This window comes from Enterococcus sp. LX10 (genome assembly GCF_023539285.1).
Taxonomy (GTDB): Bacteria; Bacillota; Bacilli; order Lactobacillales; family Enterococcaceae; genus Enterococcus; species Enterococcus faecalis.
Genome location: NZ_CP092784.1, coordinates 1,573,871 through 1,589,510, shown reverse-complemented (window position 1 = coordinate 1,589,510; position 15,640 = coordinate 1,573,871). Strand labels below are relative to the sequence as shown.

At 40.5% G+C, this 15,640-nt stretch carries 18 protein-coding genes; 14 read left to right on the top strand and 4 right to left on the bottom strand.

Annotation, left to right across the window (positions count from 1 at the left end):
• Nucleotide 1 precedes the first annotated feature (1 nt).
• The 10 genes from purS (at nt 2) to MKZ30_RS07560 (ending at nt 10,177) form a co-directional block, all read left to right on the top strand.
• On the top strand, nt 2–253 hold the full coding sequence (gene purS / locus MKZ30_RS07605; RefSeq protein ID WP_002357271.1) for a phosphoribosylformylglycinamidine synthase subunit PurS: 252 nt from the start codon (nt 2–4) through the stop codon (nt 251–253).
• Nucleotides 254–928, top strand: a complete 675-nt coding sequence (gene purQ / locus MKZ30_RS07600) for a phosphoribosylformylglycinamidine synthase subunit PurQ (protein WP_002361952.1) — start codon at nt 254–256, stop codon at nt 926–928.
• Complete coding sequence (gene purL, locus MKZ30_RS07595; protein WP_129226038.1) at nt 925–3,144, top strand: phosphoribosylformylglycinamidine synthase subunit PurL; 2,220 nt, start codon at nt 925–927, stop codon at nt 3,142–3,144. Before purQ ends, purL begins: the two co-directional genes overlap by 4 nt.
• Nucleotides 3,120–4,559 carry an amidophosphoribosyltransferase gene (gene purF / locus MKZ30_RS07590; protein WP_016615173.1) on the top strand — a complete coding sequence of 480 codons (1,440 nt, stop codon included), beginning with the start codon at nt 3,120–3,122 and terminating at the stop codon, nt 4,557–4,559. The genes purL and purF overlap by 25 nt, the downstream gene beginning before the upstream one ends.
• Before the next feature lies 1 nt (nt 4,560).
• Complete coding sequence (purM, locus tag MKZ30_RS07585; RefSeq protein ID WP_033601015.1) at nt 4,561–5,592, top strand: phosphoribosylformylglycinamidine cyclo-ligase; 1,032 nt, start codon at nt 4,561–4,563, stop codon at nt 5,590–5,592.
• Nucleotides 5,589–6,161 carry a phosphoribosylglycinamide formyltransferase gene (purN, locus tag MKZ30_RS07580; protein ID WP_002360141.1) on the top strand — a complete coding sequence of 191 codons (573 nt, stop codon included), beginning with the start codon at nt 5,589–5,591 and terminating at the stop codon, nt 6,159–6,161. The genes purM and purN overlap by 4 nt, the downstream gene beginning before the upstream one ends.
• Nucleotides 6,113–7,699 (top strand): bifunctional phosphoribosylaminoimidazolecarboxamide formyltransferase/IMP cyclohydrolase, encoded by a 1,587-nt coding sequence (gene purH / locus MKZ30_RS07575; protein WP_373412741.1) that lies wholly within the window; start codon nt 6,113–6,115, stop codon nt 7,697–7,699. The genes purN and purH overlap by 49 nt, the downstream gene beginning before the upstream one ends.
• Nucleotides 7,700–7,717: 18 nt before the next feature.
• The gene (gene purD, locus MKZ30_RS07570; RefSeq protein ID WP_033601014.1) at nt 7,718–8,965 is read left to right on the top strand and encodes a phosphoribosylamine--glycine ligase; all 1,248 of its coding nucleotides are present in this window, start codon (nt 7,718–7,720) and stop codon (nt 8,963–8,965) included.
• Between the two features lie 127 nt (nt 8,966–9,092).
• Nucleotides 9,093–9,422: a DUF1648 domain-containing protein gene (locus MKZ30_RS07565; protein ID WP_002420116.1), complete on the top strand. Its 330-nt coding sequence runs from the start codon at nt 9,093–9,095 to the stop codon at nt 9,420–9,422.
• 20 nt (nt 9,423–9,442) lie between these two features.
• Nucleotides 9,443–10,177: a TIM44-like domain-containing protein gene (locus MKZ30_RS07560; RefSeq protein ID WP_080279988.1), complete on the top strand. Its 735-nt coding sequence runs from the start codon at nt 9,443–9,445 to the stop codon at nt 10,175–10,177.
• A 39-nt stretch (nt 10,178–10,216) separates the two neighbouring features.
• On the opposite strand, the gene MKZ30_RS07555 is transcribed toward MKZ30_RS07560, so the two are convergent.
• The 4 genes from MKZ30_RS07555 to MKZ30_RS07540 all read right to left on the bottom strand — a co-directional run bounded on the left by MKZ30_RS07555 (nt 10,217) and on the right by MKZ30_RS07540 (nt 12,689).
• A complete protein-coding gene (locus MKZ30_RS07555) occupies nt 10,217–10,738 on the bottom strand; it encodes a QueT transporter family protein (protein WP_010715266.1) in 522 nt (173 codons plus the stop codon).
• 145 nt (nt 10,739–10,883) lie between these two features.
• Nucleotides 10,884–11,669, bottom strand: a complete 786-nt coding sequence (locus MKZ30_RS07550) for a 3-oxoacyl-ACP reductase (protein ID WP_002394932.1) — start codon at nt 11,667–11,669, stop codon at nt 10,884–10,886.
• Nucleotides 11,670–11,731: 62 nt separating this feature from the next.
• Nucleotides 11,732–11,965 carry a DUF2829 domain-containing protein gene (locus MKZ30_RS07545; protein ID WP_002357284.1) on the bottom strand — a complete coding sequence of 78 codons (234 nt, stop codon included), beginning with the start codon at nt 11,963–11,965 and terminating at the stop codon, nt 11,732–11,734.
• Nucleotides 11,955–12,689, bottom strand: coding sequence for a YigZ family protein (locus MKZ30_RS07540; RefSeq protein ID WP_002420118.1), 735 nt, complete (start codon nt 12,687–12,689; stop codon nt 11,955–11,957). The genes MKZ30_RS07545 and MKZ30_RS07540 overlap by 11 nt, the downstream gene beginning before the upstream one ends.
• Nucleotides 12,690–12,731: 42 nt before the next feature.
• On the opposite strand from MKZ30_RS07540, the gene MKZ30_RS07535 reads away from it, so the two are divergent.
• From MKZ30_RS07535 to MKZ30_RS07520, 4 genes are all read left to right on the top strand, one after another.
• Nucleotides 12,732–13,046 (top strand): DUF7662 domain-containing protein, encoded by a 315-nt coding sequence (locus MKZ30_RS07535; protein WP_002366802.1) that lies wholly within the window; start codon nt 12,732–12,734, stop codon nt 13,044–13,046.
• A gap of 120 nt (nt 13,047–13,166) precedes the next feature.
• A complete protein-coding gene (locus MKZ30_RS07530; RefSeq protein WP_002360150.1) occupies nt 13,167–13,502 on the top strand; it encodes a PTS sugar transporter subunit IIB in 336 nt (111 codons plus the stop codon).
• A 98-nt stretch (nt 13,503–13,600) separates the two neighbouring features.
• Nucleotides 13,601–14,917: an ATP-dependent helicase ComFA gene (locus MKZ30_RS07525; RefSeq protein ID WP_033601012.1), complete on the top strand. Its 1,317-nt coding sequence runs from the start codon at nt 13,601–13,603 to the stop codon at nt 14,915–14,917.
• Nucleotides 14,907–15,593, top strand: a complete 687-nt coding sequence (locus tag MKZ30_RS07520; RefSeq protein ID WP_033601011.1) for a ComF family protein — start codon at nt 14,907–14,909, stop codon at nt 15,591–15,593. Before MKZ30_RS07525 ends, MKZ30_RS07520 begins: the two co-directional genes overlap by 11 nt.
• Nucleotides 15,594–15,640: the final 47 nt, after the last annotated feature.

The following is a 15,640-nucleotide window of genomic DNA, read 5'->3' as shown; positions in this document are numbered from 1 at the left end:
TATGTATTTTGTCAAAGTCTATGTTACGTATAAAGAATCAATTTTGGATCCCCAAGGTGAAGCGGTTAAGGAAGCAGTCCATCGGCTTGGTTTTACAGAAGTAGCCGAAATCCGTGTCGGTAAGTATTTTGAAATGCACGTCCAGCAGACAGAAGCAATTGAAGAGAAAATTGAACAAATTTGTGATCAACTATTAGCCAATGTAAATATGGAATCCTATCGTTTTGAAATTTTATCTTTGGAGGAAATTTAAATGAAATTGGCAGTGATTGTTTTTCCAGGATCTAATTGTGATGCAGACTTATTGTGGGCTGTCAAAGAGGTGATGGGCGTCGATGCAGAATTTGTCCGACACGATGCCACTTCTTTAGCAAAATTTGATGGCGTGTTATTGCCTGGTGGTTTTTCTTATGGCGATTACTTGCGTTGTGGTGCAATTGCTCGGTTTTCGCCAATTATCAATGAGGTGATTCGCTTTGCTACAGAAGGCAAAATGGTCTTTGGTACTTGTAATGGTTTTCAAATTTTAACAGAAATTGGCTTGCTTCCTGGTACGTTGCTAAGAAATGATTCGCTTCGTTTTATTTGTAAAAGTGTCCCATTGAAAGTGAATACGCACACAAAGTTTACAAGCGAGTATCCTGAAAATGTTTCGATACATTTACCAGTAGCGCATGGCGAAGGGAATTACTATTGTGATGAAAAAACGTTGAAAGAGCTGAAAGAAAAGAACCAAATTGTTTTTACGTATCAAGAAAAGGTGAACGGTAGTCTTGCGAACATTGCTGGTATTTGTAATGAACAGGGCAATGTTCTAGGAATGATGCCTCATCCGGAACGAGCGATGGAAGAATTGTTAGGTTCAACAGATGGACGCAGCTTTTTTGCTTCAATCATTAAAAATTTTGGAAAGGAATTAAGCCAATGATGAATGAACCAACACCAAAAGAAATCAAGGAGACACGGTTGTATGCAGAATGGGGACTAACAGATGAAGAATATCATCAGATTGAGACCATTTTGCAAAGAGAACCTAATTATACAGAAACTGGCTTATTCTCCGTGATGTGGAGTGAACATTGCTCTTACAAAAATTCCAAGCCCGTTTTAAAAAAGTTTCCGACGGAAGGGCCACAAGTGCTTCAAGGCCCTGGTGAAGGAGCTGGGATTGTCGATATTGGTGACGGATTAGCTGTTGTTTTTAAAGCAGAGAGCCATAATCATCCTTCTGCAGTAGAACCTTACGAAGGAGCAGCTACAGGCGTTGGTGGAATTATTCGCGATATTTTCAGTATGGGGGCGCGGCCGATTGCTTTACTGGATTCGTTAAGATTTGGCGAACTGACGGATGCACGAACACGTTATTTGTTTCAAGAAGTTGTGGCGGGGATTAGCGGTTATGGAAATTGTATTGGTATTCCAACCGTTGGCGGCGAAATTGCTTTTGAGCCATGTTATCAAGGAAACCCACTTGTTAATGCTATGTGTGTGGGATTGATTCGTCATGATGAGATTCAAAAAGGCCAAGCAAAAGGCGTCGGAAATAGCATTCTTTATGTAGGTGCGAAAACAGGACGAGATGGAATTCATGGTGCGACCTTTGCTTCAGAAGAATTTAGTGAAGGTGAAGAACAGCAACGATCTGCGGTACAAGTAGGTGATCCGTTTATGGAAAAATTATTATTGGAAGCTTGTCTTGATTTAATCAAAAATCATCAAGATATTTTAATCGGCATCCAAGATATGGGGGCGGCTGGCTTGGTTTCTTCAAGTGCTGAAATGGCATCAAAAGCAGGTTCAGGCTTGATTCTAGAGCTAGATAAAGTTCCGCAGAGAGAGACGCAGATGAGCCCCTATGAAATGCTCTTGTCTGAGTCCCAAGAACGGATGTTAATCTGTGTGGAAAAAGGAGCAGAACAGCAAGTTTGTGAATTGTTTCAAACGTATGACTTAGAAGCGGTAGCGATTGGATCCGTAACAGATGATGGACAGTATCGTGTCTTTCACAGTGGCAAAATAGTCGCAGATGTACCAGTAGATGCTTTGGCAGAAGAAGCCCCTGTCTACCAGAAAGCCTATCAAGAACCAGAGCGGATGCGTGCTTTTAAAAAATTAGCGCCCTTCATTCCAGAAATTACGAATAGTACGGAATTATTAAAACGCCTATTGCAACAGCCAACGATTGCATCGAAAAAATCAGTTTACGAAACCTATGATAGTCAAGTACAAACGAATACAGTGGTGCAACCAGGAAGTAATGCAGCTGTTTTAAGAGTGCGGGGCACCAATAAAGCCTTAGCGATGACAACAGATTGTAATAGCCGTTATTTGTATTTAAATCCTGAAATTGGTGGGCAAATTGCGGTTGCAGAAGCAGCCCGTAATATTGTAGCAAGTGGAGCACAACCTTTGGCTATCACTGATTGTTTGAATTATGGTTCCCCTGATAAACCAGAAAGTTTTTGGGAATTATGGACGTCGGCGGATGGAATCGCCGCAGCCTGCCGTCAGCTAGGAACACCCGTGATTTCAGGGAACGTCTCTCTTTACAATGAAACAGATGGTCAAGCCATTTACCCTACGCCGATGATTGGCATGGTGGGCGTGATTGAAGATGTTTCACAAATTACCACACAAGCGTTTAAACAAGTGGATGACTTAATTTATCTCATCGGTGAAACCCACGCAGATTTTAACGGCTCAGAAATTCAAAAAATGCAACTGGGGCGAATTGAAGGGCAATTACGCTCATTTGATTTAAAAGAGGAAAAAGCAAACCAAGAATTAGTTTTAAAAGCAATTCAAGCAGGCCTAGTTGCTAGCGCGCATGATTGCGCTGAAGGCGGCGTTGCCGTTGCTTTAGCCGAGTCGGCTTTTGCCAACGAACTGGGGTTACAGGTGACACTGCCATTAAAAAAAGAATATCTATTTGCGGAGACGCAATCCCGTTTTATTCTTTCAGTTAGTCCCCAGCATCAAGAAGCATTTGAAACACTAATTGAAAAAAAAGCCCAACACATTGGGAAAGTGACTGAAACTGGTTTGGTCATCCATGCGTTAGATGATGTGATCAATTGTTCAACAAAAGAAGCCAAGGCCTTATGGGAGGATGCGATTCCATGTCTTATGAAGCAAAAAGCTTAAATGAAGAGTGTGGTATTTTTGGTATTTGGGGTCATCCTGATGCGGCACAAGTGACCTATTTTGGCTTACACAGCTTGCAGCATCGAGGCCAAGAAGGCGCGGGAATTGTGGCGAACAATTCTGGGAAATTAGATGGCCACCGTGATTTAGGTTTATTAGCAGAAGTATTCCAAAAGCAAGAACAACTGAATGCGTTAGAAGGAACGGCGGCTATTGGTCATGTACGCTATGCAACCGCTGGTACGGGTAGCGTGGATAATATTCAGCCATTTTTATTTAAATTTTATGATAGTCAAATTGGGTTAGCACACAATGGCAATTTGACAAATGCCAAGCGTTTACGAAAACAACTAGAAAGAGAAGGCGCTATTTTTCATTCCAATTCAGACACTGAAATTTTAATGCACTTGATTCGAAAAAGCACTGCTGCCTCGTTTCTCGATAAACTAAAAGAGAGCTTGAATTTGGTTAAGGGGGGCTTTGCTTATCTTTTATTAACAGAAACGATGATGATTGCTGCACTCGATCCCAACGGCTTTCGCCCTCTCTCCATCGGACAAATGAACAATGGGGCGTACGTTGTGGCATCCGAAACGTGTGCATTAGAAACAGTTGGGGCTCGCTTTATTCAAGATGTGGCGCCTGGTGAAGTAGTCATCATTTCTGATGAAGGCTTGAAAATAGAGGTTTTCACTACGGAAGTCCAACCGGCGATTTGCGCAATGGAATATATTTATTTTGCACGACCAGATTCAAATATTGCTGGAGTTAATGTGCATACAGCTCGTAAAAGAATGGGGAAGAACTTGGCAATCGAAAGTCCAGTCGCAGCTGATATGGTAGTTGGGGTACCGAACTCGTCATTGTCTGCAGCTAGCGGCTATGCAGAAGAAGCACAGATACCTTACGAACTAGGTTTAGTAAAAAATCAATATGTCGCTCGAACATTCATCCAGCCGACACAAGAATTAAGAGAACAAGGTGTCCGTATGAAACTATCGGCAGTTCGTGGCGTGGTCAAAGGAAAAAAAGTCGTTTTAGTAGATGATTCGATTGTTCGCGGGACCACTATTCGACGCATTATTCATTTATTAAAAGAAGCAGAAGCGCAAGAAGTTCATGTCAGAATTGCTTCACCACCATTAAAATATCCGTGTTTTTATGGCATTGATATACAGACGCGGGACGAACTAATTGCGGCAAACTATTCAATTGAAGAGATCAAAGAGCAGATTGGCGCAGATTCGCTGGCTTTTTTGAGTGAAGCAGGGCTGATTGATGGGATTCAATTAAATTATGATGCTCCTTATTCTGGGCTGTGTATGGCTTACTTTAATGGAGACTATCCAACGCCTTTGTATGATTATGAAGAACAATATCAAGCATCCTTGAAAAAAGAAACTAGGAGGAATTGACATGGAAAATGCCTATTCAAAAGCTGGCGTAAATGTTGAGGCGGGATACGAAGTAGTGGAACGAATTCAAAAGCATAGCCAAAAGACACAACGGACGGGAACGTTGGGCATGCTTGGTGGTTTTGGTGGTTGTTTTGATTTAAGTAGTTACAAGCTTAAAGAACCAGTTTTGGTATCAGGAACGGATGGCGTAGGCACAAAGTTACTCTTGGCAATTGAAGAACAGAAACACGAGACAATCGGAATTGATTGTGTAGCAATGTGTGTCAATGATGTCGTCGCACAAGGCGCCGAACCGTTATATTTTTTAGATTATTTAGCGTTAGGGACCGTTAATCCAGCTAAAGTTGAAGCAATTGTTGCGGGTGTTGCGGCTGGCTGTTGTGAGGCGAATGCAGCCTTAATTGGGGGCGAAACAGCTGAAATGCCTGATATGTATGAAGTAGATGCTTATGACGTAGCTGGTTTTGCCGTGGGTATTGCTGAGAAAAGTCAACTCTTGACTCCAAGTAACGTAAAAGAAGGCGATTTCTTGATTGGTCTTCCTTCAAGTGGTCTTCATTCTAATGGTTACTCGTTAGTAAGAAATGTTTTTTTTAAGAAACATTCGTTTAAAACAACGGACAAGCTTCCAGAATTGGGACCCAAAACGTTAGGGGAAGAATTATTAACACCAACAAAAATTTACGTGAAGGAATTATTACCATTGTTAAAAGCAGGACTCGTGCATGGTGCTGCGCATATTACTGGCGGCGGGTTTTTAGAAAATCTACCAAGAATGTTTCCTTCTTCATTAGCTGCAGAGATTCAATTAAATAGTTGGCCAGTGCTACCAATTTTTAAATTGATTCAAAAATACGGTGAAATTCCATCTGAAGAAATGTATGAAATTTTCAATATGGGCTTAGGGATGATTTTAGCGGTGAGTCCAGAGCATGTTGAAAAAGTTCAGGAGCTTTTACCAGAAGCTTTTGAAATTGGTCGTTTGGTACCTAGGAAAACGAAAGCCGTTATTTTTAAGGAAGCCTTATGAAGATAGCTGTTTTTGCATCTGGCAATGGTAGCAATTTTGAGGCGATTGCTGCAGCTTTTTCCCAAAAAAAAATCGCAGGGCAGTTGAGCTTAGTCTTTTGTGACCAGCCTGAAGCCTATGTATTGACCCGTGCCCAAAAACGCAAGATTCCCGTTGTTTGCTTTTCGCCATCTGATTTTCCATCTCGTGGGCAGTATGAAGAACAAGTATTGAAACATTTAAAAGAGCATCAGATCGATTTAATCGTGTTAGCTGGTTATTTGAGAATTATCGGCAAGACTTTACTGGAGGCTTATCCAAAGAGAATCGTCAATATTCATCCTTCGCTGTTACCTAGTTTTCCAGGTCTTCACGGAATTGAAGAGGCATTTCATTATGGAGTGAAAATAACAGGAATCACTATCCATTATGTTGACTCTGGGGTTGATACAGGACCGATTATTTTCCAAACAACCACCAAGATTGATACTGAAGATACATTGGACACATTAGCAGAGAAAATTCATGCTCTTGAGCACGAATGGTACCCAAAAATAATTTCACAAATTGTAAAGGAGACAATGAAATGACCAAAAGAGCATTGATTAGCGTTTCAGACAAAACAGGAGTGACAACATTTGCAGCAGGCTTAGTTGCAAATGGCTTTGAAATTATCTCCACTGGGGGAACAAGGTCTGTCTTAGAAGAAGCGGGGGTACCGACACTTGCTATTGACGACATCACTGGCTTTCCAGAAATGTTAGATGGCCGTGTCAAAACGTTACATCCGAATATCCATGGCGGACTTTTGGCAAAAAGGGGAAACCAAGCGCATCAAAAAGCACTGACTGAACAAGGCATTCACTTTATTGACCTTGTAGTAGTGAATCTTTATCCATTTAAAGAAACAATTTTAAAACCAGCGATTTCTGAAGCAGAAGCGATTGAAATGATTGATATTGGCGGTCCTAGCATGTTACGTTCAGCGGCAAAAAATTATCAAGACGTAACAGCAGTGGTTGATCCTAGTGATTATGAACAGGTATTAAGTGAAATTAGCAGCACTGGAACTAGCCAGTTAACCACTAGAAAAAGATTGGCAGCAAAAGTCTTTCGTCATACCGCTGCTTATGACGCGCTTATCGCTGACTATTTAACGACGCAAGTGGGTGAAACTGAACCAGAGAAACAGACGCTTACTTATGAACGTAAGCAAACATTGCGTTATGGCGAAAATAGCCATCAACAAGCCACCTTTTATCAATCCGTTGTACCTGTATCATTATCCATTGCTTCCGCTCGACAACTTCATGGCAAAGAACTGTCATATAACAATATTCGAGATGCTGATGCAGCGCTCCGGATTGCTAGCGAGTTTACAGAACCTACGGTCGTCGCTGTTAAACATATGAACCCATGTGGAATTGGAACAGGAAAAACGATTTTGGCAGCCTATCGTCAGGCATTTGAAGCAGATCCAGTTTCAATTTTTGGTGGCATTGTTGTTTTGAATCGTCCAGTGGATCAAGCGACTGCGGCTGAAATGCATCAAATCTTTTTAGAGATAATTATTGCGCCTAGTTTTGAGGAAGAAGCTCTGGCACTGTTATCTCAGAAAAAGAATCTTCGTTTGTTAACGTTAGATTTTCATGCTCAAGAAAAAAAAGCGGCGGAATTAGTTTCTGTTATGGGCGGGTTATTAATTCAAGAACAAGATACAGTTGTTGAAAATGAACAAGCATGGCAAGTAGTTACAGAGCGCCAACCCACACCAGCTGAAAGAGACGCATTGAACTTTGCTTGGAAAGCAGTCAAGCATGTAAAATCAAATGCTATTGTTTTAGCCAATGAAAGTCAAACAGTGGGAATTGGCGCTGGTCAAATGAATCGAATTGGGTCAGTAAAAATTGCAGTTGATCAAGCCCAAGCAGCTGGAAAATTACAAGGGGCCGTCTTAGCAAGTGATGCCTTTTTCCCCATGGCAGATAGCGTGGAATATGCTGCACAACATGGCATTCAAGCAATTATTCAGCCAGGTGGGAGCATTAAAGACCAAGCATCAATCGATCTAGCGAATCATTATGGCATTGCGATGATTTTTACTGGGACTCGTCATTTCAAACATTAATTTTTAAAGGAGAAACCGATGAATATATTAGTGATTGGGCGTGGTGGTCGTGAACATGCAATCGCCAAAAAATTACAGCAAGAAAACAAAGTCAAGATTGTTTATTGTGCACCAGGTAATCCTGGTATGAGTGGTGATAATATTCGGACTGTACCTATCAGTGAAGAGCAGCAAACGGAACTAATTCAATTTGCGAAGGATAATCAGATTGATTGGACATTCGTCGGACCGGAAACGCCATTAATTGAAGGAATTGTAGATGCCTTTCAAGCAGCGGGATTACTAATTTTTGGCCCGACAAAAGCAGCTGCAATAATTGAAGGTTCAAAAAGTTTTGCGAAAGATTTTATGCAAAAATACCAGATTCCAACGGCGGAATATCGGGTCTTTCGACGTTTGGCACCTGCCTTAGAATATATTGAACAGCAAGGAGTACCAATTGTTATTAAGGCAGATGGTTTGGCAGCTGGAAAAGGAGTAGTAGTTGCCGAAACAAAAGCAGCCGCAAAACGGGCGCTAGTTGCGATGATGGAGGACCAACAATTTGGAGCAAGCGGTCAAACGGTCGTAATCGAAGAATTTTTGCAAGGAGAAGAATTTTCCTTAATGGCCTTTGTTTCTAATGAGAAGGTATATCCGATGGTGATTGCTCAAGATCATAAGCGGATTTTCGATGGGGATGCTGGGCCGAATACAGGGGGGATGGGTGCTTACACACCAGTGCCTCAGATCCCAGAAGAAGCGGTTCAGCAAGCCATTAGCCAAGTCCTGAAACCGACTGCTAAAGGAATGGTGGCTGAAAAACGTCCGTTTCAAGGGATTTTATATGCTGGTTTAATCCAAACAGCAACTGGCCCCAAGGTTATTGAATTTAATGCTCGATTTGGGGATCCAGAAACACAAGTTGTGTTGGCACGTTTAGAGAGTCCCCTTTCAGAAATAATTTCTTCATTGCTGGCGAAAGAGCAACCAACGATTGCATGGAATGAGTTAGCGAGTGTTGGTGTTGTTGTAGCAGCAGAAGGCTATCCTAATCAATACAAGACAAATCTACCATTGCCCGAAATGTCTGGTGAAACCATCTATTATGCAGGGGTAACTCGTTCAGAACAGGCTTTGGTTTCGGCTGGCGGACGAATCTTTTTAGCAGAAGCAACTGCTTCGACTCTTGAAGAAGCCCACAAAAAAGTTTATCAAACATTGGATAATTACTCATTTCCTGGAATGTACTATCGAAAAGATATAGGCGTGAAAGGCTTGATTTAGGATTTTTAAAACAGAGGCAAGGACATTTAATTGGATGTTTCCTTGTCTTTTTTTTATTGCAAATTCAGATAGGGAGGCATAAACTGATAGTATATCCATCATTAAACTAGAGGAGAAAGCTAAATTAATGAGAGAAAAGCAGATTGAAAAAGTTAGTCAGGGATTGTTTATTGTTACAAGTATTTTAGCAGTCAGTTTACTATTATTAAGTGCGGTGGTCTATCCTGATTTACCAGCTCATGTGCCCATTCATGTGAATTTTTGGGGCGAGGGTAATTCATTTGGCCCAAGATCTAGTATATTTATGTGGCCAGCGGTCCTGTTTGGCTTGAGTATTTATCAACGAAGTTATCAATCAGTACAACCATATGGCAGATGGCTGAAGGTATTATTAATTATTGTTAATCTTGGCGCTTTGTTTAGTATTCTGCGTCTATTTATTAATTTGTTGGTTTGAAAGGATCGAAAGGTGAGAAAATGAGAAAGTTAATTTTGGTTTTTGTGGGATGTGTCATGGTCTTTTGTTTATGGCCTAATCAAGCGGTGGCTGTAGCTGGAGGCTATGGCGGTGGACGTGTAGAAAGTCCTAGCGGGGGCAATCCCTCGAATGGTTTTTCGTCAGGCAGTAATGGATCAAGAAGTTATGTTCATCATCATGAGACCGGATCCAGCAACACAACGCCACTGGAAGGCTTAATTTCAACAGTGTTTTTTGTTCTTTTTGGGGGCGCGATGATTTGGCAAAGACGCCGTAGAAATCAACCAGTCGATGAAGGTGCTTTTCAAGAAATGTGGGCAGCATTACCTGGAACATCAAAAGAAAAAAAGGCACTCTTAAAAGAAATACAACAAACGTTTTTAGAAATACAACAAGCGTGGGATCAAGAAAATTTGTCTGTAGTCAAAGATAACTATACAGAAAAACTTTATCAAAAACATCTTGCAGTATTACAAGCAAATCAACAAGCGGGCATCAGAAATCATGTAAAAAAAGTGAAAGTAGCGCCAGCTTCGAATTATCATCATATTAGTGAAACCAGTTTTTCACTGATGCTTCATTTTTCTTGTATTGACTACGAGGAAGATACTCAAAGCGGTCGTGTTTTATCGGGATACAAGCATCAAAAACAATATTTTTCACAACTTTGGTATTTTGATTACAATCCATCTCTTGGAAAATGGCAAGCAGACTTCATTCAACCTAAAGGATAGTGCTAAAAAGCGCTTGGGGTTTAAATCCCAAGCGCTTTTTTATTCTTCGATGCGTTTTACAAGCTGTATTTTTTTATTTAATACGTAAATCAGGATACCGCCGACGGTCATTGAAAGAAGTTCACCAAGTCCAACGGTCAACCATGTGTACCAAAAAGGTAACTGATAAAAGAACGTTAAGGGTCCGGCGACAGTGAACATGGACAAAGCAAAAAGAATGGCCGTTAGCATCAGTTTAATCAATAAATTTTGCTGATTTTTTGTCGCCAAATAGGCAATCCATAAGACTGCGCACGTGCCAGCGCTACCGATGACTATATCGATGATACCAAGAGGCGAAGCGGTGTTGGCAATTGCAACACCTAGTGTAATGGACCAGATATATCGCTTGTTAAAAACGCCTAAATAATTAAATAATTCGGCAAGACGAAGCTGTATCGGACCAAAACTAAGCGGAGCGAGAAGTACAGTGACAACGACATACAAAGCGGTAACCAGCGCCATTTTAGCCAACGCCGTAGCTGACCACGTACTGGTTTGTGGATTTGATGAATGATTCATTTAAGATTCTCCTTTATAAAACAACGACGTGTTTTAGTGATAACCATAACCAAAGGAAGGGCAGTAAAGCCAACTGAAGTGTTATGGTGTGAGTTGCCTCACTGTGTTACATGTTACTGAAGAACAGACACTCTGTAAAGTCTTTTTATTTCATGGTCCAACCACCATCGATGGTCATAACTGTGCCATGGATATAATCAGCGTCATCACTAGCTAGAAATAATGAAAGTTTTGCTACTTCTTGTGGCTGCGCCCAACGGCCCGCGGGTGTTTCACGTGCTACCCAAGTAGCCATTTCGCCTTCTCCTGCAAAATCAGCTGCGTTCATGGGTGTTTGGATGGCACCTGGCGCAATCGCATTTGCTCGAATGCCTAATTTGGCATAATCGTAGGAAAGTTGTTTTGTATACCCGATGATTGCGTGTTTGGAGGCAGTGTACGCTGCGCCGCCGCCCCCAGCTACTAAGCCAGCGATAGATGCCATATTAACGATTACTCCTTTTTTTTGTTGGAGGAAATAAGGTAATAGAGCATTGGTCACTAAAAAGACACTTTTTAAATTGGTTGCTAAAATTTGATCCCATAAAGCTTCCGAAGTTTCTAGAGAAGGACGATAATCATCTAAAATACCTGCCGTATTTAATAAAATATCAATTTGGCCGTTGTTTTTCACAATTTGTTTCATCGTGGCTTGCACAAATGAGGGAGAAGACACATCACCGACAAAATAAGTAAATGGCTTAGTAGAATCTGGATTAACCAGTGCGGCTGTCTGTTTTAACCCCGTTTCGTCTAGGTCGATGCCAATAACTTCAGCTCCCTGTTCAGCAAAGGCAATTGCTTGTGCTTGGCCAATCCCTGAAGCTGCACCGGTTACAAGCACCCGTTTTGTTTCAAATTCTTTTGGCATAAGAAAAACTCCTTTAAACATTTAAAAATTAAGGTCTGGAAGAACGAGCAATCGCCGTAATCTGCCAGACCTTATGTGTGTAGTTATGCTTCAACAATCACCCAATCTTCTGCTAAGACATCACAAGGTGTTGGTGAAAACATGCTGTAGCCTTCATCAGAAGTTTTGATTAAAAAATACGGGGTAACTTGTAAAAATTCACCTTCGGAGGTGCCAATTTCATCACGTAATTCAATAAAAAGTTCAAAACCGCTCCAGCCTTTACGTACGGCTTTTTTTCCTGCTTTAATCTGTGGCAATACTTCTTCAAATGTCATTTGCTTGTGCTCCTTTTTCGTTAAATGGTAGTTCGTGATAGCTCGTTGCGCCTTTTTCAATTGTCAACTGACCGTTAAGTAGATCCGTCATTTCAGCTATAAATGTTTCTGTTGCTTGTTCATCTACTAAACAAATTAACTGAATAGACTCTGTGTAAATAGTTTCTTTAAGCGTGTAGGGACTATGTTCTAAAAAGGCTTGGGTTTTTCCTAATAAAGGATAGGCGATCGTAATCAATAGTTCTTGTTGCAATTTGCCAATGACTAAACCAATTTCATCTAAAGTGTGGGAAAGAGCATGACTATATGCTCGGATTAAACCACCAGCGCCTAATTTTATTCCGCCAAAATAACGAGTGACAACAGCCACTACGTTGATTAACTCTTTTTTCTTTAAGACTTCTAGCATTGGAACACCAGCAGTGCCACTAGGTTCGCCGTCATCGCTGCTCCGCTGAATGTCATTTTTTTCGCCGATCACAAAAGCACTACAATTATGATTGGCTTTCCAATGTTCTTTTTTTATTGCGGCGATAAAGGCTTTTGCTTCTTCTTCTGATGTTACGCGCTTTACAGAACAGATAAACCGCGATTTCTTGATTTCAATCTCGCTGAAACCATCTTGTTTGACTGTAATATAGCTTTCTAACATATGGGCATCCTTTTCTCTCGTAATAAAGTCAGTATAAAAAAGAATCAACTGAATAGCAACTTTTTCTCTCATCTTTTTTGTGAGATTTTTTGGAAAAAAACGTTATAATAAGGTATGATAGAGAAAAGGGAGGCGCTGGAAATGGTACATACACGACAGAAAAAATATGATACAATTACTCATTATTTGAAAACGAATGGCGGTTCCCAAGTTACCTTGACCTTTACCCAGTTTGATGAATTGTTATTCCCTCATTCTGGTTTACCAAAAACTGCTAAGACAGATGTCGATTGGTGGGCGAACGATTATAAGCATCCAGAAAAAGGCGCTTATGGTTGGTTGAATGCGAGTTATCAAGTAGTTCAAGTGAATTTGGAAAAAGAATATGTGGTATTTAATAAATTGCTGAAGTCAGCATGGTACGTTTAAACCAGGATTGTATCCGCTTTAAAAAACAAGAATGATTGACAAAAATTAACTTTACACTATAATATTTTTAATAGATAATGTTGAAAATTGAAAAAGGCAATGGTAAAAGGGGCTGTTAAAATGTCAAAAAAAACAATTATGTTAGTTTGCTCCGCTGGAATGAGTACTAGTTTACTTGTTACAAAAATGCAAAAAGCAGCATTTAATCAAGGCTTAGATGCCCATATATTTGCGGCTTCTGCATCGGAAGCAGAAACAAATTTAGAAAATAATCCAGTCGATGTGTTATTGTTAGGTCCACAAGTTCGTTATATGAAGAGTGATTTTGAAAAGCGTCTATCACCAAAAGGTATCCCAACAGATGTCATTAGCATGTCTGATTACGGCTTAATGAACGGCGAAAAAGTCTTGGAACAAGCCTTGGGTTTGTTAGCACAAGCAGATAAAAAAGAGTAAAAACAAGTTGTTTTTTCGAGAATCTTCGAAAAAGCAACTTGTCTTTTTTTTCGCAAAAAAGCTAGAGAAATGCGTATTTTATAATTGAGGTGGTTAACATGGAAGACTTGCATGGACGTAAAATAATTCTTGAAGAAACAGAACGTTCAATACAGACAAAACTGGTTTATTTATCAACAATGTTAGAGCGTTCACCCCTAACAATTCAATGTCAGCGGTGCGGGGAAGTCGTATCCAAAAAAGAAAACAGACTGGCGACAAATGTATACTACTGTCATGCGTGCATTCAATTAGGCCGTGTGACTTCTTGTCAAAAATTTTGTCATTTACCAGAAAGGCCCAATAGCCCAAGAACTGTCTTTTTTGAGTGGTCTGGACAATTAACAAAGGGACAGCAAGCGATCTCGGTTGAACTTTGTGAGACAGCAAAAGCAAGAGAGAATCGCTTAGTGTGGGCAGTTACAGGTGCAGGCAAAACAGAAATGTTATTTGCTGTTTTGCACCAAACCTTACAAGAAGGGGGGCGGATTGCGCTGGCTTCGCCGCGTGTCGATGTTTGCTTAGAACTGTTTCCCAGAATCCAAGCGGTTTTTCCTCACGAAGCAATTGCTTTACTTCATGGAAACAGTCAAGAGCCGTATTGTTATACGAAACTAGTGATTTGCACCACGCATCAATTATTGAAATTCCATCAAGCATTTGATTTACTTATCGTTGATGAAGTCGACTCTTTTCCTTTTGTTAATAACGAGCATCTTTATTATGGAGTGCGTAACGCACGAAAAAAAAGAAGTAGTTTGGTGTACTTAACAGCAACCCCTACGAAAGAATTGCGGAAGCTTTTACAGCAAAAGAAGTTAGCGGCCAGTATTTTGCCAGCAAGATATCATCGTAGGCCATTACCTGTGCCACGCCGATTTTGGGTTCAGTCGTGGCAACGTCTTTCTAGCAAAAATATTAAAATCATTGCACATCATTTGAAACGTTTATTGGTGCGTAATTCAGTTTTACTATTTTGCCCAAGTATTTCATTAATTCACCAATTGCATGCATTAATAGCTGAGCGATTTTCCGACAAAAAAGTTGTCGCCGTTTATGGTAGCGATGAGCTTCGTCTAGAAAAAGTTCAAGCAATGCGTCAGCAGAAAACGGATATTTTGATCACTACAACCATTTTAGAACGTGGTGTGACTTTTGATGCAGTCTCAGTTATTGTTTATGGTGCCAATCATCGAGTCTTCACTTCTTCAACACTTGTCCAAATTGCGGGCCGAGTCGATCGAAGACAAGAATTCAATTACGGCGAAGTTTTATTTTTACATGATGGGGAAACAAGAGACATGAAAGAGGCAATTCGGCAAATAAAGCAAATGAATCGCTTGGCTAGCAAACGAGGGATGTTAGATGGATTGTAAAAATTGCGCAAGCCCCATTCGTTTGGAGATAACATTAAAAATGCTCTTATGTTTTAAAAAATGGGCGAGGCCTTCACTTTGCCAGCACTGCCAAGCAAAGTTCCAGAAACTGCCAATGATAGGCACTTGTTTTGGCTGTAGTCGCGTCAGCCAAGAGCGCTATTGTTTTGATTGTCAAAGGTGGCAGCTGCTTTATCCAGAGTATTCTTTTCATAATGCAGCGTTGTTTCATTATGATGAAGGAATGCAAGAGTGGATGGAACGCTATAAATTTCAAGGAGACTATCGCTTAAGAATGTGTTTTAACGAGGAAATCAACTTTTACTTTCAGCAACAATCTGCGGACTATATTATTCCGGTGCCCTTATCCGAAAAGCGAATGCAAGAACGAGGCTTCAACCAAGTAATTGGCTTACTAGAAGCGGCTGATGTTCCGTACAGCCCTTTTTTAATTAGAAAAGAGGAAAATGTTCCGCAATCTAAGAAAACTAGAAAGGAAAGGATGCAGTTGCAACAACCATTTGCCATCCAAAAAGAAAATCAAAAAAAATTAAAAAATTGTTCTATTATTTTGGTAGATGACATCTATACCACTGGACGAACTCTTTTCCACGCAGCTGCTGTTATCAATGACTGTTATCCTAAAAGTTTGAATACGTTTACTCTCGCGCGGTAAAAAGAAAAGAATTCATAAATTTGATGACTATTTTGTTGGCAAAACCC